The organism is Halobacteriovorax sp. XZX-3 (assembly GCF_043196495.1).
Taxonomy (GTDB): Bacteria; Bdellovibrionota; Bacteriovoracia; order Bacteriovoracales; family Bacteriovoracaceae; genus Halobacteriovorax_A.
This window is the reverse complement of sequence record NZ_JBEBMO010000001.1, coordinates 689355-706310: the sequence shown is the minus strand read 5'-3', so window position 1 is coordinate 706310 and position 16956 is coordinate 689355. Positions and strand designations below refer to the sequence as shown.

The window sequence follows — 16956 nt, the reverse complement described above, 5'->3', positions numbered from 1 at the left end:
AATTCCAAATTGCACATATTTAAGGCAGCTGATTTACGAGTTTATTCGTAAATTCAGCTCCTTAGCGCTTTATCGGCAGATTTTTCAAGTTCGAGGTTAATATTTACTTAGGGTTAACTTAATTTTCTCTGATTTCGATAAGTAGAGTGAAGATTATTAACTTAAGGCCAAATTAATGATGAAGAATGTCTTAGTCTACCTATTCACACTTTCACTTTTTGTTTCTTGTATGGAGCAGCCACGTTCTGTGCGTGACATTGTAGAGAATCCATCTGAAGAAGTTGGAAGTGGAGATAACGGAAGTGGTGGATCATCTGGTGGAAATAATGCAACAGATGGAGATAATGAGACTATCACAAGTATTCCTAATACAACTGCCGTTGAAATTACTCAAATCATTGACCCAAATACTGGATCTTTTAAAAAGAAAGTTTCAATTCCTAAAGATTTTAGAGGGAAGCTCCACCTTACTGGTTTAAATATTTCATCCCTTAAGAATCGTGTTGTGAAAGGACGCTTCTATTTTGGACGAGAGAGAACACCAATTGTTTTAGATGGTGTTGTTGGTCAAGTTCCTGGTTCAGGGATTACTGAGTTTTCAACTATTAATGTTATTACATTTGATTTAGCAGATAAGAAGTTTAATGACATCAGACTTCTTTATGATCTATTTGACTACAATGATTATGATAATGATACGGCCGAAGATGTTGAAGGTGATGCAACTAATGCAGGTCTTTACTGTCGTGGTCTACGTTTAGAAGACGATCCAACTTTTACATCTTCTATTAGTCATCCTTACTGTAATCAAGCAGGGGATGTGTGCCTTTACTCATATGCAAAAATTAAGGATCAAACTCTTTGGTACGATGAAATCGTAAATGCTGAAACAGTTTCTAAAACAAATACACCTGTATTTGAGCAAATTGATATTGAAGGTAATCTTCTTGCAAATGAATCTTTAGAGACTAATTTATATAAGTGTCTTCCTGATAAGAAAGACTCAGCGATGTTTCAAAGCCTTTTTGGTGTGAATCATCCTGCGGCCGTAGGCACTGCTCTTGCTTTAGGTGGGGGAGCTTATGATTACCGTGGCCCATATCGTATTCATAACGAAGATGAATGGGAAATTAAAGGTGCAGCTGTTTATCAGTCGGGAACGACTCCAAGTGCAATTTTTAAAGCACCTCTTTCTGGTGCTGCAGATTTTACGAATATTGCTTCAGGAACTCAGGCATACCTCTTCCCACGTGCAGGAAAGATTAATTATCAAACAACTGGGATTCAATACTTAGGTTCTCAATCTCCATTTTCTAACCGTTCTGTTCAAACTCTAAATGCTGCTGGTGATACGTACTATATGGATGGTTGTAATATTAGAGCTAAGAATTATAACGCATCAACAGGTGAGACGGTTTCAAGTTGTAACGTAACAGGGACAATTGAGCTGTTTACAATGGAAGATGGTTTTGAAGTTCAAATTGCTGAAACAAAAGAGATTAAGCTTCAATTACTAAAGACAGGCCTTGGTGCTAAAGATGGTTATGATTTTAATTCTCTAAAGTCATGTAGTGCAAATCGTGAATGTGGTTCAGGAGAGTGTTGTTTTAATAATCGTTGTTTTTCTCGCTCAATTGTAGGGCAGTGTAGTGATGATTTTGATTCAACTGGAAATCTTCCTACTGGAAATAGTTGTAATTCAGATTTTGATTGTGCGTCACTTTGTTGTGATGGAACGACTAATACATGTCGTGATCATATTAATAATGACTTTGAACAAGTTCTTTGTTCAAAGGTTCCAAATCAAAGTTGTGTCTCGAAAGAGTTCTGTCGTATCGAATACGTTAGACAGTGTTACCTCATTCGTGTCAACGACCCGAATAATGCTCTTTCTTGTGAGAAGAGATGTTATTCAGTTCCAACTTTTGGTGATTGTGTAAAGGGTCTTTGTAAGCCACCAATTACACCTCAAGAGCCAGCTACTCCAACGACTCCTGCAGACTGTTCAGGTGAGGATGTTCTGGATTCACCACCATTTAATTTGAGCGATCTTTAGTTATTAATAGTAACTTGTAAGGTTGCTCAAGCCTTCGGACTTTTCTATAATGCTTGAAAATTACTAAGTAAGAAAAGTGGAGAAATCATGTTTAATAAAGATTGTTTCCTAGATCACATTGCGATCGCAGTTGAGAATCTAGATAATGCCGAAAAAATTTATCGTGACTTAGGTTTAGAATTTAACCACCGAGAAGTGGTTGAAGATCAGCAAGTGACGACTTCTTTTGCTCATATTGATGAAAATGCTCATATTGAATTACTTGAGCCGATTGATGGTCAAGGCCCAATTGCCAAGTATCTTGAGAAAAAAGGTCCAGGGATTCACCATATGTGTTACCGCGTTCCTGATGTTGCAAAAAAGTCACAAGAGCTTAGGGACTTAGGTTATAATCTTCTCTATGAAGCGCCACGCCCTGGAGCGAATAATTGTTTAGTGAACTTTATTCATCCAAAATCAACTGGTGGAGTTCTCATCGAGATTGCTCAAAAAATGTAAGGAGAAAGAATGCAAAATATTTATCTGCCGCCATTAACAAAGGTAAACAAGTATCTCATCGGGATCATTGTCGCATCCTTTCTTATAAGCGCAGTCTTTGCACAATTTCTTAATATCTCATTAGTTAATACTTTAGGGCTCAACGTTTCAGCGCTAAAGGCCGGTCTCATTTATAAGTTATTTACATATCCTTTTGTGAATACAGGTCTTTTTAATGTTGTCTTTACAGGGCTTCTATTTTGGTTTCTTGGAAGTGATCTTGAGATGCGTTGGGGAGCAAAGAGGTACCTACAGTATCTTGTGATTGCTGCTCTTGTTAACGCTTTTGCATACACTATTTTTGCACTCTTTATGGGTGGTGCAACGATAAATTATCCATTTCATGGAATGGCATTCTTATCATCAGCAATGTGTGTGAGTTACGCCTGTATTTACCCTGATCGTATTTTTCAATTCTTTATGATCATTCCGGTAAAGGCCAAGTACTTCTGTTTAATCCTTGCGGGGATGAATGTGTACCAAGGCTTTTTCACTCCAGGTGGTGCACAGGCCTTTGCAAATATTGCTTCTATGATTTTCGGTGCTGTATTTGTTTTAGGTTTTAGGGCCCTAGGTCATTACGTACGCTCTCAAGGCTCTCGTATTGCAACTAAGCAAGGTGGGAAATCGACAAGCAAGAAAAAGAAAAGTCACCTAAGATTAGTTGATGATGAGGAGCGTCCAAATCCAGATGAACCAAGGTTTTGGCAATAAGCTTTTTAAGTCCCTGATATTTTTAGGGGTTTCCAAAGCAAATAACACATGATATAAAGCTACATTATTATAAATATATCAATCGTTAATTTTTTAAATAAGGAAATTCAATGAGACTTTCAAGAGCGTTACAAGAGAAAATTTTAGACCTAAGATTAAGAGATAAGCTTATCGCTGAGGGTAAAGTAACTAAGGCTCAGGTTGAAGAATACCTAAATGGATTAAAAGACGAAGAGTCAAACGTTACGACTACTGACGAGTCTACAGCTCCAGGAATGAATCAATAATTCAAACCAAAATTTTTTATATCAAGGCCGCTTTTTAGCGGCCTTTTTTATTCCTAAATATTCTCCGTTAAGAATTCAAACAAACTTGAGGCCACTGGCCCTAATTTTCTAGCATTTAAAAAGGCAAGGTTTAGCTCGTTAATCATGTGATCTTTTGTTCCCTTAAAGAGCATGAGCTTTGATTTATTATCTGAGCGTTCAATAACGTGTAGGGGAAGAACGGAAATTCCTACTCCCGCAAGAGTTAGGCGCAGAACACCTTGAACGTCCATTAATTGCGCTTTTGGATGTTTGTTAAAGTTCTTGTTAAGGTGGTATTTAAACCAGCTTGTGATAACAGGTGAGCCTTCTAGGTAAGCAATAAAGTCTAATTCATCTGCCTTTTTAAATTTCGTATTCTCGCTTAGGCCGTGAGAGCTCGCATACTCTTTTGAGCAGCAAAGAATAAGTCTTTCACTTGATAGGTTTCGTGTCGCAATTTGTTTTGGAAAGTTGAAACTGTCTGTGATCGCAAAGTCTAGGCCACCATTTAAAAGAAGCTGGCTTTGTCTAGCGGCGTGATCATAGTTAATTTGCAAGGAGACTTCAGGATGCAATTTAAGCCATTCAGCAATGATTGGAATAAGTCTATTATTACCAAACTCAATTGGCATCCCAATATGTAAAGTACCTTTTAAAACATTCTTTTTGGCCGAAACGTCTGCGAGGGCGCTTTCAAGATTCTCAAGAATTTGGCGACACTCCGTATAGAGCCTGTGGGCCTGCTCCGTTGGTAAGACCTTCTTATTGATACGATCAAAAAGGGAGATTTGCAGTAGTCCCTCAAGGGATTTGATGTGCTGAGACACCCCAGGTTGGGTCATCGCAAGATTTTTTGCTGTTTGAGACATATTCATTGTCTCATAAACTTCGATGAAAACACGCAGTGTAGGAATAGAAATATAGTCTATGTTCATAATTTCAGTACCTTAGGTGGTTCTATAGGATCAAGTATAACATATAATTATGGATAATGATTATTATATATAATTTCTACTAATTTATTCTTTGTTCTATAACTCCTTTCACAAGATAAGACTTTGAATTTTTTTAGAAGGTTTAGGGAGTAGGATTATGAGTAAATTAGTTTCAATTATTTTTCTTGCAGTATTAGCAATGAATGTAAGTGCAAAAGAAATTATTCTTAATGGTGATCTTATTGATTCTCAATCATTTAGAGGAAGAATCTTCAAAGTTATTATCACTGAGCAAAATGAAGAAATCGAATTAGTAAATGAGTACTTTGAAGCTCAAAGCTGTGAAGATGGACAATTTGCTCTTAAGCAAGCTGGACTAGGTAAATACAAGCTTGAAGCAGTTCTTAACTGTAAGAATTGGGTAGATGAGCCTAGACAGCTTAACGTATGCCCTGAAATCTTTGCTCCTGTTTGTGGTGCCATTAGCGGTATCGACGGTGATGCGTTTATTAGCTTTCCAAATTCGTGTGAACTATATCGTGCAAAGGCCATTTATGTAAATGAAGGCCGTTGCGAGTAATTTAAAAATTCCTTTTTTAAATTCCCATGTGTTGTTGTCTTAAGGCCCGCTTCCCTCGCGGGCCTTATAACATTTTAGAGCTACATATTAATAAACATTCTTCTTAATTTATTTCCATTACTATAACGTGCATCCTTCGAATGGCTGCCTTTAAGCGCAAAATGCTTTTGACGGTAGTGTTGTTTATTTCGACGTTTACCTTTCTTATAAAGTCGTGTTTTCTTTTTAAGTTTTTGCTTACGTTCAGCTAAGTCATATTCTGTTGAAACATTTTCGATACTTTTTCTTCTCGCTAGAAATCGTACTTCAAATGCAGGAAGTCCTAATCCTAGGTAGAATAGTAGTAGATAAGATCGCATGGAGACCTCTCAATTTAAAATTTTGTGAATGAAAAAAATGAATTTTAAATGTGAGAAGTGTTCACGATAATCACCTCGGTTAATAGATTGAAATAAAGAAATGGATTTCTAAGTGATTATAGATTCATGATTTTTACACTATAGCATAGAAATATAATTCGTGGTTATTGAACAACGAATTTTGAATAAAATACTTCTTTAACGACGCTCTTTTTTGCTAATTGATTGATACGTTTTTTGATTCGTCCTTCAAAGATTAATTTCCCTGAAAGAGAGTTTAGCTCATCAGGTTCAATTGATGCTGCGACATCAATAATGATGTCATAAATTTGTGGTTTGATCGTATCGAGTATTTGAGAGTCGTCTTGAGTGAAGAGGACAAGGTTGATTTGTACATCAAGAAATCTAAGACGGCGAGTTGCCGAGTCTAGGTTGACTGTAATCTTATCTAGAACATAAGTTGTTGGGAAATTGATTTGTTTGAAGTCATCTTTAAGCGCCTGCATTTCTGTAGCACTATTTGGTAGTTCTTTTTTGTAGATAACATTGGTGTAAACGAAGACGCCAACTGTGGCCATCGTTGTCAGTAGCAAGAATGCAATAATAAGTTGATCAAGTAATTTTCTTCCCGTCATAGAACTATAATATCATAGTTATTTTGGTGATTTAACTCGCTTTGTCGCTAGGTAGAAAATACTTTTTTAAAGTGTTGTTCTCCGAGTGGAGCACTCGGTCTATGCTAACGCTATAAAATTTGTATAAAATACTTTGCCTGTGATTATTTATGGAGGATGTAATGGGTAAGTCTAATAAGAATAAACGCAATAAGAAGTATGTAACGAATCGTAAAGAAGTGAAGAGAAGCTCTGCTATGAACACTTGGATTCTTATAGCGGTCACTGCTATTGGTGCATCCGTTGTCATTTATCTTTCATAGAAGCAAGCAAGCGAATAAAAAATATTAAAACAAAATATTCAATACTTGATGCGCAGCTAATGCATGCGCATCGCTTCATTTTGTCTTAATTTTTGTGATTATGATTCAAGTTTGCTAGCATTTCACTCTTCACACATGAAAAAAGTTAAATTTAAAAGAGGGAATATGTTTAAAACTTTACTCGCAATTGCTGCGGCCATTTCTACATTGTCAGCTCAGGCCGAAATCTCAACTTATCAATCACTTCCAAAGGATTATGTAGGTACAATTAATCCTAATTCTTTCATTGGAGATGAAGTGACTGCTGGTGGTTTTAACGAATTAATGAAATATGTTGTTGCTGCACCTTCACAAGAGGATGCTGGCTCATGTCTATATATGTCACATACTGGTGTTGTTGAGTGGTGGTACAACCGCCTAAATAATCTTGAAGGTGATAATAAAGTTGATTTTGCTGAACGTTACTATATGTCTTTAAAGACTAATAAAACTAATCAAGACGAAATTGATAACTGGAGAACGGATAATATCAGAAGAATTAATAAAAGTTCTGTGATGTTCTCAAATAAGGATTACCGTTTTACAAAAGGTAACTTTAAGAAAGTTGATGGCAAGCGTGTTGTAACAGATGCAAATGATGAAGATGGATCTTATGGGACACAATTTAATTGGATTGATTTAACAGATACTATTGGGAAAAATGCTGTTGAGTACAAGCTTCCAAAGTTTAAAAGAGAAGTCCTTCATGTTGATGCTGATAAAGACCAGTGGTCTGTTGCAAAAGCTCCAGCAGATATTGTTGAAAGAATTAAAAAAGCTCTTCATAAAAGAAATGCTCCAGTTCTTGTCATTTATAACCATAAGGGTTTCTGGCACGCTAATTATATTTTTGGCTACAATGACAATGCTGATACAAAGGGATGTCCATTTGTTTCATCTTTTAAACCTTTTATGGAAGAGAAGCGTGACTACTGGTTAGATAAGGCCGAGAAAACAAAATCTGATTCTTGGCGTGCTAAGTACTTGGCCAATGCTGAAAAAGTGATGGAAAAAGGTGATGCTGTTCAAAAACGTTACGAGGAAGTTGGATGCGCTTCAAAAGGTGTATTCTACGTTCGTGATTCAATTTATCCAAATGAAAATATGCCAAAATATGACTATGATCTTGTGAAAGAAGGTGAAGAAGATTTCTTAAATGCACCACTTATTGCAAGAGAATATGCTTGGGTACAAACGACTCTAAATCATGCAATTCAGATCTACCCAGAAGGTATGGAGTAAATTGAGATTTTTAGTATTATCTTTTTTATTTCTATTTTCAATTAATGCTAGTGCTACTTGTAGCACTAGTGACTCTCATAAAAGTCACGATGTGGTCTTTATCCATGGGATAGCAAGCAATAAGGGTGCTTTTGGCCATTGGGCCGAGTACTTAAAAAAATATCAGCCCAATGAGTGTATCAACTCTCATTTTTTTGAATACGACACAGGAAATAATAAATTAAATCTTGAAGACTTTATCCAAAGTTTTGATTCCTACATGCATAAGAATTTTGAACATAGTAATTCAAAAATTACAATCGTTGCCCACTCCCAAGGTGGCCTTATTACGATGTTTTGGCTTAAGAGTATGGATGAGGCCCAAGATCCGATTCGTCATCGAGTAAAGAATATCATGACAATGGCGACACCTTATTATGGAGCGATTATAGCAAACCTAGGCTATTCCTTAGGGACATTTGTGTTGCCAATTCTTGGTAAGAAAGAATTAAAAAATATGAAAATTGGCTCTAAGAAAGTTGTTGAAACATTGGAGTTCTTCAAGAGTTCTCATTTTAAGGATATTATTTCTGATAAAAACTTTGTCACGATTTCAGCGACGCTGGCACCGAGTATATTTGATATTGAAGGGGATTTTGCCGTGGCCCCTTTTAGTTCAAATCCAAATATAAAAAATGAACAAGAGGTTTCGACTCATTATAATATCGACGGTGTTCATTTAAGATTTCGCCTTTTTGGAACACCTGCTACAACCCTTGTATCAAAGTACTGTCTTATTTCACCTGCTCGTTGTGAAAACTCAAGTTTGGCGATTTTTGAAAAAGAATTTCTAGGTAATCAGAAAGTAAAAATTAATTATGCAAAAGATATTAATACGTTTGCAGTTTATTTAAGAACTAAAGAAAAAGGCCCTTTTTGGGTTCATTCAAATAATATTCAGCGTGGTTTACGTTTGAGCTTTATCCATATTAGAGATGACCTATACTTTTATAAAGGGTATTTAATAGATGGTGATACAAGCGCTGAGCTTATTGTTTCACATGGAAATAGGACTTCAGTGATAGAAGTTAATTCAGGACAAACGAGTTATCTTACTCATTAACATAAAATCGAAATTCGCTATATTGTGAACTAATCAAGTCAAAAACTTCTTTTAAACGATAGAAATCTTGGCCTAATTTATTTTGCGCATCTTTTGTATTTGACCAATATAAACTTAAGTTTTTATCAGTATAAGTTTGGATAAATTCGTAGAGTTCGTCGATATTATTCGTATAGAAACTTGGGAAATCAAATAAGCGGCCGCACTCAACTAAGTAGTCATCAAGTGTATCAAGTCCGTTGGAATTTAATTCAATTTCTCTGCGCATTTATTTCTCATTGCTAAAGGAAAATATATTGTTAGAATCAATTTATGACTAAGTTAATGAGTTTATTCGTATCCTGTCAATTGCTCTTTGGACTAAGCTCCTATGCTTCACATCCCAAAGTTGAGCTTGCGAATAAATACCTAAAGGCACGTAAACAATATTTGCTTGAGTATACAACTTTCGGTGTCGATGAGTGTCTTAAGCTTCATGCGGATAAAATCGTTTCCAAGGAAGATGGCTCTGGCCGTATTGTTGTTGGAACGCCACGTTACTTTCAACTACTTAGTTCTTGCTTCAAAAATATTACGAATACTTGTTATGGCGAGAATTGCATCGTGTCACGTTCCATGTCCAAGCGTTTAAAGAATGTTGACCACGTGGACTCGATTCTAAATAGTCTATAATATCAAGTGTTTTTCCCCAAAAAGTGCGACTTTGAAAGTGTCTTTTCCTATTTAAAAAGCTATAATATCGCTCAACTACATTAATTTAAAATACATTTAATTACCCAAAGGAATTTACATGACTGTTCGTGTTCGTTTTGCACCTTCTCCAACTGGCTATCTTCACATCGGTGGCGCTCGTACTGCTCTTTACAGCTACCTTTTTGCTAAGGCAAATGGTGGAAAATATATCTTAAGAATTGAAGATACTGACCTTGAAAGATCAAAGCGTGAGTATGAAGAAGCGCAAATTGCTGACCTTAAATGGATGGGAATCGAGCATGATGAAGGTCCTGATAAGGGTGGAGACTTTGGTCCATACCGTCAGTCTGAAAGACTTGATATTTATAAAGACATTGCTTGGGACTTTATTAATCGTGGATTAGCTTATCCATGTTTCTTAACAAGTATTGAATTAGAGCGATTAACTGAAAAAGCAGCAAGTGAAAATAAAGACCCACATGCTTATCACGGACAATATCGTGATCTTGACCCGGCCCAAGCTAAGGCGAGAATTGATGCGGGTGAAGAATATGTAATTCGTTTTAAGAACCCTGGAAAAACTTGGGAGTTCACTGATCTTGTAAAGGGTCACGTTAAATTTCCAGAAAATATGGTAGGGGACTTCGTTATCTTAAGAGCGAATGGAATGCCTGTTTATAACTTCTGTTGTGTTGTTGATGATGCAAAGATGGAGATGACTCACGTATTCCGTGCAGAAGAGCACTTAAACAATACATGTCGCCAGCTTATGATCTACGATGCAATGGGTGTGACACCTCCTCAGTTTGGTCACGTCTCACTACTTATTGGTCACGATCGTCAAAAGCTTTCGAAGCGCCATGGGGCAACTTCGGTTACTCAGTATAAGGATCAAGGTTATCTTCCAGCAGCACTTGCAAACTATCTATGTCTACTTGGTTGGTCACATCCTGAAGAGACAGATATTTTTGATGTAAATGAACTTGGTAATAAATTTGGTTACGAAAGATTTTCTAAGTCTTCAGCAATGTATGACATTCAAAAGCTAAACTTCTTTAACGAGCAGTGGCTTAGAAAATTAGATGACAAAGATATTGCAGCTGGATTTGATCGCTTTGTTCCTGCAGGAAGTGAATATCACAAGCAAGATGAAGCTTGGAAGATTAAGTTTGCAGCACTAATGAAAGAGAAGGTTCAATTATTTAGTAATATTAACGAACATCTACCGATCTTCTTTGATGCTGGTGTGGATCCAAAGGGACTTCAAGATGATCAGTATAAAGAAGCGATTGGCTGGGAAACTACTTCACAAATTAAAGAATACCTAAAAACACAACTAGCTGATCAGACAACTAATGTTACTGAAGATCAAGTTGGTGAGTGGATGGACTATTTAAAGAAAGAATTAAAAATAAAAGGGAAGCCACTATTTATGGGTACACGTGTATGTCTTACTGGACGCGCACATGGGCCAGATTTAAAGACTGTTGTGGCACTTACTCCAGTATCAATTATTAAAGAGAGACTAGCGTAATGAATTTTTTTGAAGAATTAGAAGCAAGAGGAATTGTTAATCAATACTCACACGAAGAGTTGAAAGAAATTTTAAATGATAAGAAAATTTCATTCTATTGTGGTTACGATCCAACGGCAAGATCTCTTCAATTAGGGAATTTGTTTGCAGTTGTTACAATGATGCGTCTTCAAAGACAAGGTCACAAGCCTTACGTTCTAGTTGGTGGTGCAACAGGAATGATTGGTGATCCTTCTGGGAAAAGTGATGAGAGAAATCTTCAATCAGAAGATCAAGTTCTTCAAAACCTTGAAGGTCAAAAGGCACAGCTTCAAAAGCTATTAGATTTTGAAGGTGAGAATGCGGCCACAATGGTTAACAATATTGACTGGATTGGAAAGTTTTCATTCCTAGAGTTTCTAAGAGATGTTGGTAAGAGATTTCGTGTTGGTGAAATGCTTGCAAAGGACTCTGTAAAGTCGAGAATTAGCTCAGAAGCTGGAATTAGCTATACTGAGTTCACATACCAAGTTATTCAAGGTTATGACTTTGCTCACCTGAATAAAGAATATGATGTAAGCTTACAAATTGGTGGAGCAGATCAGTGGGGGAATATGACTGCAGGAATGGATCTTACTCGTAAGATGCACCAGAAGCCCGCATTTTGTATGACAATTCCACTTCTAACTGACTCCAATGGAAAGAAGTTTGGTAAGTCTGAAGGTGGAGCAATCTATCTTGACCCAACAATGACATCTCCATACAAGATGTACCAATTCCTACTTAATTCAGATGATTCTTCAGTAATTAGATATCTAAAAACTTTAACGTTTTTAACTTTAGAAGAAATTGCTGAATACGAGAAGTTAGTTGAAACAGAGCCTCATTTAAGAGCAGCACAAAAAAGACTGGCCGAAGAGATCGTAAGCTTAGTTCACGGTAAAGAAGGGATCGAAGCGGCACAGAAAGCAACAGACTTCTTCTTTGGTAAGGTTATTGAAAATACGACTGATGCAGAATTAGCGGGTATTTTTGATGATGTTCCTTCGATTGAGCTTGAAAAATCGCAATTAGGTGAAATTACTTACTTAGATATGCTTGCTGCAACTCCTTTGTTTAAATCAAAGGGAGAGGCAAGAAAAATGGTCACTCAAAACGGTGTTGCCATCAATAACATTAAGAATGCTAATGTTGATCACGTGATAACTACCTCAGATTTGGCAAGTGAGTCTTGCTTAATTCTAAAGAAGGGGAAGAAGAATTATTGTGTGGTAAAATTCGTTTAGAAAACAAACAGAAACTATATGAACACACAGCAACTGATCGATTTATTAAAGCTTGGAAATTTTGAAGAGCAAAATGTTCGAGTTGCTGTGTTTGATGAAAATGCTTGTTTCCTCTTTGTTTCAACAACTCTTTTTGGATTCTCTGAAGATTATCTTGGAATGAGTGTTTATGATTACAACAAAGGTCACTTAAGCGAATCTGAAGTTTTAAAAGTTAAGAATTGTTTTGCAAGAGCGCTAAACGGAGAGTTTGGCCGAGAGCAGATTATACTTACGAATCGACTTAATCGAGATGCTATTACTTGGGATGTCGAATTTAATCCTTTTATTGACGATGAAGGCAATAAGAGAGTTTTATCTAAGATTCGCCCGCATGAAGTTAATCTTACTACTAGCTCGACAAATTTCTTTATTAGAGAAATGGTTGAGCAAAGTTCTGATATTTTCACTGTCTTTGATAAGGATTATAACTTTGTCTACGTTTCAAAAGCGGATGCTACTTGGAATGGAAAGCCTCTCGTTGGGCTAAATATTAAAGATGTTGTAAGTGGAAAAAATCTTAAGAAATTCTATCAACGTGCTGATCGAGCAAAAGAATCTGTCGGTGAAATTATCACTGATACTGTTTTTATGGAAATGGGAGATGATGAGGAGTCAGTTTTTGAATGCTCAATGGAGTATCATGACTTCAATCAGCTAGGTCACTACTTTCTTGATCGTACGGCCGATGTTACGGAACGCTTCCGTCGTAATCGCGAAATTGATTCTCAAAAAGCAACAATTGATAAAATGAGTAAGTGGACGGCCCTTGGACAAATGGCCGCCAATATAGCTCATGAAGTGAATAATCCTTTAGCAATCATCGAACTGCAGGTTCAGGCCATTGAGCGACGTGGTGAAACGATTAGTTCAGAGCAATTATTAGAGAAAATTCGCTCAATTGGTGAGCAAAAAAATCGAATTGCAAATATTGTTAGCTCTCTCAATATTTATTCTCAAGATGATCGCTCAATGCGTGAGATGACAAGCTTGTCTTCGATTGTTCATGACTCTATTGCATTATTTAAAACAGGGCTTGTTGACGAAAGTCTTCGCATCGTTTTTTCAAATGATGCTGATTCGGATCTCGTGAATATTAACTCATCAGAGATTATTCAAGTTTTAATCAACTTGTTTAACAACTCTCACGATGCGATTGCTGGACTTAAAGAGCAATGGATTGAAATTAATCTTCTAGATGATGCTCAACACGTTATCCTTGAGGTATTAGATAGTGGGCAAGGGATTGAAAAAGATATAGCTCAAAAAATCTTTAATCGTTTCTATACAACTAAAAGTAAAGAAAAGGGAACAGGTCTTGGCCTAAATATTAGCCGTGAAATTATTATGGATCACGGTGGAAGTTTAACGTATGACCCAGACTCTGAATATACGACTTTCTCTATAAGCCTTCCAAAGTCTGAGCTACTTTAATTCGCGTTTCCTGTATGAATCCCAAGAACTGAACATGAAGCCTTTGCCATAATTTGGTCATCTTCTGTACCAAAGACATGAAACCAACGATGCTTCTTATTTGAGTTGAAAACGAGCAGGTCATATTCAACTGTAATCGTTTCTAGAGTATCGACTTTGTCGTGATACTTTATAATGTGTCCAGTTGTTCTAACATTCATATCACCACTAATAAGGCGAATATACTTCTCAACTTGTGAGGTCTCTTCAATTGTAAGGTCTTTGTCGGTTAAGTAGATAAATGTGATCTCTGCTTTATGGGCCTCTGCAATTTGTTGGGCCGCCTGAATTAGTGTGACATCATTTGAGTTTTGGTCAATTAAAACCATAATCTTTCTCATATACCTCACACCATTGTCTCTAAAGATAACTAGGTGACAATTTAAATGAGACCTTAGCCATGCTACGGGACTTTGTGTTGTGAATGTATCACGTAGGCGTCCTTTCCACTCCATGAATAGCCAATTACAGTGTAGTCTTTGGCCAATTTCAAAGATTGATTTTGATAGATCGTGGGTAACAATTGGATCAAAGTTAATTGGTGTTGTCTTCTCAATGGCCATGGCAATAACTCGACGTCTTAAAGACCTAAGTTTTGGATCTTCATCAGTAAAGTCATTAAGATCAGTTTGCTCAGGTGCCTCTGTCAGGTGAGCAACTTCAATATTTTCTCCACCCGCAAGTGATGTCCCCATATCAATGAGCATCTCTGGTGATCGCTCATTTCCAATGAGGGCCACGACAACATTAGCGTCTTGATCAAGACTTAATTTTTCCGACATTGCTGGAGCAGGAAATTGGGCCTCATTTACTAGGTCCGTTCTCTTTCCTCTTATACCAAGAACTCCTTTTCGGTTAACACGTCCTTTAGCGTAGAAGAGATAAATCAAAATTCCTGGAACTGAAATTGAAACCAGCCCAATCACGGCCAAGTCTTTCATCATTACAAGTAAGTATAGAGTTGAAAGAATTCCGAAAATTTGGACGTACGGATATAGTGGTGATTTGTAAGTCGGTTTATACCACTGGATATGTGTTTCTCTTAGAGCGATAACAGCAATATTTTCAATCATGTAAATTGTTAGAATGAATGCTGAAGCAAGCTTTGCGATCTTAGCAATATTTAAAAAGTAGATGGCACAGGCGATGACAAGTCCTGAGGCCAAAATACTCCATACTGGTGTAAGAAATTTTCGATGAAGATGTCCAAATAGCCTTGGGATAAGGTGATCACGGCTCATGGCAAAAGGGAAACGAGAAGCTGCTAAAAGGCCTGCGTTTGCCATTGAAGTCATCGTTAGAATGGCCAAAATCGCCATAACCAGACCGAAATTTTTCCCACCAAATTCATATGCTAGGGTATAGATTGGTCTTAAATTATTTTTGAGTTGCTCTAGTGGTAAGTATTTAGCTAGGGCAAGTGTTGTAACACAGTAAAGAAGTGTCACAATTAAAAGTGACAGAAGAATACCTCTAGGGAGATTCTTTTCTGGTGTCTTTATCTCTTCCGCAATTGCTGCAACTTTAGTTACACCCGCGTATGAAATGAAAACAAGACCAGCTGCTGCTAAGATCGTATCAATATGTGTAAACGAAAATGGAATCCCTGTAATAACCTGGGCCGTTGAAAGGGTTCCAATATTTAAAACTGTTAAGCCTATTGTCGAAAGAATGACGACGGCAATCAGTAATCCACTGACTTTACCAACACCAACAATATTAAGGAGTGTGATGATGGCCGTTAGAATAAGGGCAAAGTTTTTTAAGTCAAACCCTGAGCTAATGGCCCCTAGATAGGCACCAAAACCCATTAATGCGAAAGCTGCTTTAAGAAGCAGAGAGATCCAAAGGCCAAGCCCTGCAATTGTTCCGGCCATAGGGCCAAATGTTCTTTCTATATAGATATATGTACCACCTGAAGCTGGCATGGCCGTGGCAAGTTCAGACTTAGATAGAGCGGCCGGAAGAACGCAAAGTCCAGCTAGTAAGTATGAGATCCAAACATATGGGCCTGTTACTTCAAATGCGAGTCCTGGAAGAACAAAGATCCCTGATCCAAGCATTGAGGCAATACTGATAGAGATAACTGACGAGAGTCCTAAGTTTCTTTCAAGTTTCTTCAATTAAATTCCCTTATTCAAATTTTAGTATTTGGGCATTATCACAAAAAAGAAAGGGATTGTTAATAAAAATAGGTATTTGGACTATAGTTCAGCTAGGATCTCTTCAAGAGCTTTCTTTACAAGGTCGCGCTTTGAGTCAAGATCTTGGTCTAGCTCAAAAGCCTTTAAAGAAGCACCAATTTTAAGGAAATTATAGCAAGAGAAGCTTCCGGCCATCTTGTGAAGGACCTGACGGAGTTCATTTTCTTGCATCGTTGCAATTTTTGGCAAGAGGTAGTCAATTTCAGTTTTTTTAGATGCCTTAAACTTCGGAAGTAGTTTTTGAATATGAGAATTGAGACTCTTTTCCATGACATCCACCTTGTGGGCTATGTGAGGGAGCATTAGGCTCCCTCATATGTGTCGAGTGCTATTTACGTGTAGCTTTCTTGGCCGTTTTCTTTGGGGCCGCTTTTTTTGCAGCTGCTTTTTTAGGAGCGGCTTTCTTTGGGGCAGCTTTTTTTGCAGCGGCTTTCTTAGGAGCAGCTTTCTTTGTCGTTGCCTTTTTTGTTGTAGCTTTCTTTGCCGCCGCTGTTTTAGCAGCAACATTTTTCTTAACTACTTTCTTGGCCGTTTTGGCCTTCTTCTTAATTGTTGCCTCGGCTTCTTTCACTTTTTTAGTTGCCGTCTTCTTGGCCTTTTTCATTTCATCTTTTAGATATTTATCAAGGCTCTTTTGAAGCTTTTGAACATCTTTGATGTGTCCATCGAGATATTTCTTTGCGGCCTTAACTTCTTTTTGAATTGTTGTGTCCACAAATTTTTCAACTTTTTTCTTTTCTTTCTGAAGTGTGAGAACAACTTTTCTGACGTCTTTATCAACAACGTTGCGAGCTTCTTTCTCAACTTGACCAATAAAGTTCATCACATTTTTTTCCACTTCTTTTACCGATTTATTTGTAATAACATTATCAACCATTGCTTTTACATCGTCGAAAGAACTCATTACCTTTTCAAAAGTCTTATTCATTTTCTCTTATC

At 37.0% G+C, this 16956-nt stretch carries 19 protein-coding genes; 12 read left to right on the top strand and 7 right to left on the bottom strand.

Translation table 11 applies throughout. The features are described 5' to 3' along the window. Positions 1-175: 175 nt before the first annotated feature. The 4 genes from ABMA70_RS03250 to ABMA70_RS03235 all read left to right on the top strand — a co-directional run bounded on the left by ABMA70_RS03250 (position 176) and on the right by ABMA70_RS03235 (position 3594). The gene (locus ABMA70_RS03250) at positions 176-2056 is read left to right on the top strand and encodes a hypothetical protein (RefSeq protein WP_392991586.1); all 1881 of its coding nucleotides are present in this window, start codon (positions 176-178) and stop codon (positions 2054-2056) included. A gap of 87 nt (positions 2057-2143) precedes the next feature. After that, the gene (mce, locus tag ABMA70_RS03245) at positions 2144-2554 is read left to right on the top strand and encodes a methylmalonyl-CoA epimerase (protein WP_103217535.1); all 411 of its coding nucleotides are present in this window, start codon (positions 2144-2146) and stop codon (positions 2552-2554) included. A gap of 9 nt (positions 2555-2563) precedes the next feature. Beyond that, positions 2564-3307 (top strand): rhomboid family intramembrane serine protease, encoded by a 744-nt coding sequence (locus ABMA70_RS03240; RefSeq protein ID WP_103217534.1) that lies wholly within the window; start codon positions 2564-2566, stop codon positions 3305-3307. A gap of 110 nt (positions 3308-3417) precedes the next feature. Beyond that, positions 3418-3594 carry a hypothetical protein gene (locus ABMA70_RS03235; protein ID WP_158246841.1) on the top strand — a complete coding sequence of 59 codons (177 nt, stop codon included), beginning with the start codon at positions 3418-3420 and terminating at the stop codon, positions 3592-3594. A gap of 53 nt (positions 3595-3647) precedes the next feature. Here ABMA70_RS03235 and ABMA70_RS03230 read toward each other — a convergent pair whose 3' ends face one another. Further along, positions 3648-4550: a LysR family transcriptional regulator gene (locus ABMA70_RS03230; RefSeq protein WP_103217533.1), complete on the bottom strand. Its 903-nt coding sequence runs from the start codon at positions 4548-4550 to the stop codon at positions 3648-3650. A 157-nt stretch (positions 4551-4707) separates the two neighbouring features. On the opposite strand from ABMA70_RS03230, the gene ABMA70_RS03225 reads away from it, so the two are divergent. Next, positions 4708-5130, top strand: a complete 423-nt coding sequence (locus ABMA70_RS03225; protein WP_103217532.1) for a hypothetical protein — start codon at positions 4708-4710, stop codon at positions 5128-5130. An 80-nt stretch (positions 5131-5210) separates the two neighbouring features. Here the strand turns inward: ABMA70_RS03225 and ABMA70_RS03220 are convergent, their stop codons facing one another. Further along, positions 5211-5489 (bottom strand): hypothetical protein, encoded by a 279-nt coding sequence (locus tag ABMA70_RS03220; protein WP_103217531.1) that lies wholly within the window; start codon positions 5487-5489, stop codon positions 5211-5213. 164 nt (positions 5490-5653) lie between these two features. Further along, positions 5654-6124 (bottom strand): flagellar basal body-associated protein FliL, encoded by a 471-nt coding sequence (gene fliL, locus ABMA70_RS03215; protein ID WP_103217530.1) that lies wholly within the window; start codon positions 6122-6124, stop codon positions 5654-5656. 161 nt (positions 6125-6285) lie between these two features. Between fliL and ABMA70_RS03210 the strand changes: the two genes are divergently transcribed. The 3 genes from ABMA70_RS03210 (at position 6286) to ABMA70_RS03200 (ending at position 8809) form a co-directional block, all read left to right on the top strand. After that, positions 6286-6426, top strand: coding sequence for a hypothetical protein (locus ABMA70_RS03210; protein ID WP_158246840.1), 141 nt, complete (start codon positions 6286-6288; stop codon positions 6424-6426). 165 nt (positions 6427-6591) lie between these two features. Further along, on the top strand, positions 6592-7707 hold the full coding sequence (locus ABMA70_RS03205; protein WP_392991591.1) for a hypothetical protein: 1116 nt from the start codon (positions 6592-6594) through the stop codon (positions 7705-7707). 1 nt (position 7708) lies between these two features. After that, positions 7709-8809: an esterase/lipase family protein gene (locus tag ABMA70_RS03200; protein WP_392991592.1), complete on the top strand. Its 1101-nt coding sequence runs from the start codon at positions 7709-7711 to the stop codon at positions 8807-8809. Here ABMA70_RS03200 and ABMA70_RS03195 read toward each other — a convergent pair. Next, on the bottom strand, positions 8799-9077 hold the full coding sequence (locus ABMA70_RS03195; protein ID WP_103217527.1) for a barstar family protein: 279 nt from the start codon (positions 9075-9077) through the stop codon (positions 8799-8801). The genes ABMA70_RS03200 and ABMA70_RS03195 overlap by 11 nt on opposite strands. A gap of 44 nt (positions 9078-9121) precedes the next feature. Here ABMA70_RS03195 and ABMA70_RS03190 point away from each other — a divergent pair, with 44 nt between their 5' ends. The 4 genes from ABMA70_RS03190 to ABMA70_RS03175 all read left to right on the top strand — a co-directional run bounded on the left by ABMA70_RS03190 (position 9122) and on the right by ABMA70_RS03175 (position 13774). Continuing rightward, positions 9122-9481 (top strand): hypothetical protein, encoded by a 360-nt coding sequence (locus ABMA70_RS03190; RefSeq protein ID WP_146037823.1) that lies wholly within the window; start codon positions 9122-9124, stop codon positions 9479-9481. A gap of 118 nt (positions 9482-9599) precedes the next feature. Continuing rightward, on the top strand, positions 9600-11036 hold the full coding sequence (gene gltX, locus ABMA70_RS03185; RefSeq protein WP_392991595.1) for a glutamate--tRNA ligase: 1437 nt from the start codon (positions 9600-9602) through the stop codon (positions 11034-11036). Next, positions 11036-12301 (top strand): tyrosine--tRNA ligase, encoded by a 1266-nt coding sequence (gene tyrS, locus ABMA70_RS03180; protein WP_392991597.1) that lies wholly within the window; start codon positions 11036-11038, stop codon positions 12299-12301. The genes gltX and tyrS overlap by 1 nt, the downstream gene beginning before the upstream one ends. 18 nt (positions 12302-12319) lie before the next feature. After that, the gene (locus tag ABMA70_RS03175; protein ID WP_392991599.1) at positions 12320-13774 is read left to right on the top strand and encodes an ATP-binding protein; all 1455 of its coding nucleotides are present in this window, start codon (positions 12320-12322) and stop codon (positions 13772-13774) included. On the opposite strand, the gene ABMA70_RS03170 is transcribed toward ABMA70_RS03175, so the two are convergent. The 3 genes from ABMA70_RS03170 to ABMA70_RS03160 all read right to left on the bottom strand — a co-directional run bounded on the left by ABMA70_RS03170 (position 13771) and on the right by ABMA70_RS03160 (position 16945). Further along, positions 13771-15936 carry an amino acid permease gene (locus tag ABMA70_RS03170; RefSeq protein WP_392991601.1) on the bottom strand — a complete coding sequence of 722 codons (2166 nt, stop codon included), beginning with the start codon at positions 15934-15936 and terminating at the stop codon, positions 13771-13773. The two genes, ABMA70_RS03175 and ABMA70_RS03170, sit on opposite strands and share 4 nt — an antisense overlap. A gap of 81 nt (positions 15937-16017) precedes the next feature. Continuing rightward, positions 16018-16287, bottom strand: coding sequence for a hypothetical protein (locus ABMA70_RS03165; RefSeq protein ID WP_103217521.1), 270 nt, complete (start codon positions 16285-16287; stop codon positions 16018-16020). 58 nt (positions 16288-16345) lie between these two features. Then, the gene (locus tag ABMA70_RS03160) at positions 16346-16945 is read right to left on the bottom strand and encodes an outer membrane integrity protein (RefSeq protein WP_103217520.1); all 600 of its coding nucleotides are present in this window, start codon (positions 16943-16945) and stop codon (positions 16346-16348) included. Positions 16946-16956 lie beyond the last annotated feature (11 nt).

What these genes read in the sequence shown, in the direction of transcription:
- tyrS (WP_392991597.1), top strand. Translation starts at nt 11,036, where the DNA reads ATGAATTTTTTTGAAGAATTAGAAGCAAGAGGAATTGTTAATCAATAC.
- ABMA70_RS03195 (WP_103217527.1), bottom strand. Translation starts at nt 9,077, where the DNA reads ATGCGCAGAGAAATTGAATTAAATTCCAACGGACTTGATACACTTGAT.
- fliL (WP_103217530.1), bottom strand. Translation starts at nt 6,124, where the DNA reads ATGACGGGAAGAAAATTACTTGATCAACTTATTATTGCATTCTTGCTA.
- ABMA70_RS03205 (WP_392991591.1), top strand. Translation starts at nt 6,592, where the DNA reads ATGTTTAAAACTTTACTCGCAATTGCTGCGGCCATTTCTACATTGTCA.
- ABMA70_RS03210 (WP_158246840.1), top strand. Translation starts at nt 6,286, where the DNA reads ATGGGTAAGTCTAATAAGAATAAACGCAATAAGAAGTATGTAACGAAT.
- ABMA70_RS03220 (WP_103217531.1), bottom strand. Translation starts at nt 5,489, where the DNA reads ATGCGATCTTATCTACTACTATTCTACCTAGGATTAGGACTTCCTGCA.
- ABMA70_RS03225 (WP_103217532.1), top strand. Translation starts at nt 4,708, where the DNA reads ATGAGTAAATTAGTTTCAATTATTTTTCTTGCAGTATTAGCAATGAAT.
- ABMA70_RS03190 (WP_146037823.1), top strand. Translation starts at nt 9,122, where the DNA reads ATGACTAAGTTAATGAGTTTATTCGTATCCTGTCAATTGCTCTTTGGA.
- mce (WP_103217535.1), top strand. Translation starts at nt 2,144, where the DNA reads ATGTTTAATAAAGATTGTTTCCTAGATCACATTGCGATCGCAGTTGAG.
- ABMA70_RS03240 (WP_103217534.1), top strand. Translation starts at nt 2,564, where the DNA reads ATGCAAAATATTTATCTGCCGCCATTAACAAAGGTAAACAAGTATCTC.
- ABMA70_RS03165 (WP_103217521.1), bottom strand. Translation starts at nt 16,287, where the DNA reads ATGGAAAAGAGTCTCAATTCTCATATTCAAAAACTACTTCCGAAGTTT.
- ABMA70_RS03175 (WP_392991599.1), top strand. Translation starts at nt 12,320, where the DNA reads ATGAACACACAGCAACTGATCGATTTATTAAAGCTTGGAAATTTTGAA.
- ABMA70_RS03160 (WP_103217520.1), bottom strand. Translation starts at nt 16,945, where the DNA reads ATGAATAAGACTTTTGAAAAGGTAATGAGTTCTTTCGACGATGTAAAA.
- ABMA70_RS03250 (WP_392991586.1), top strand. Translation starts at nt 176, where the DNA reads ATGATGAAGAATGTCTTAGTCTACCTATTCACACTTTCACTTTTTGTT.
- ABMA70_RS03235 (WP_158246841.1), top strand. Translation starts at nt 3,418, where the DNA reads ATGAGACTTTCAAGAGCGTTACAAGAGAAAATTTTAGACCTAAGATTA.
- gltX (WP_392991595.1), top strand. Translation starts at nt 9,600, where the DNA reads ATGACTGTTCGTGTTCGTTTTGCACCTTCTCCAACTGGCTATCTTCAC.
- ABMA70_RS03230 (WP_103217533.1), bottom strand. Translation starts at nt 4,550, where the DNA reads ATGAACATAGACTATATTTCTATTCCTACACTGCGTGTTTTCATCGAA.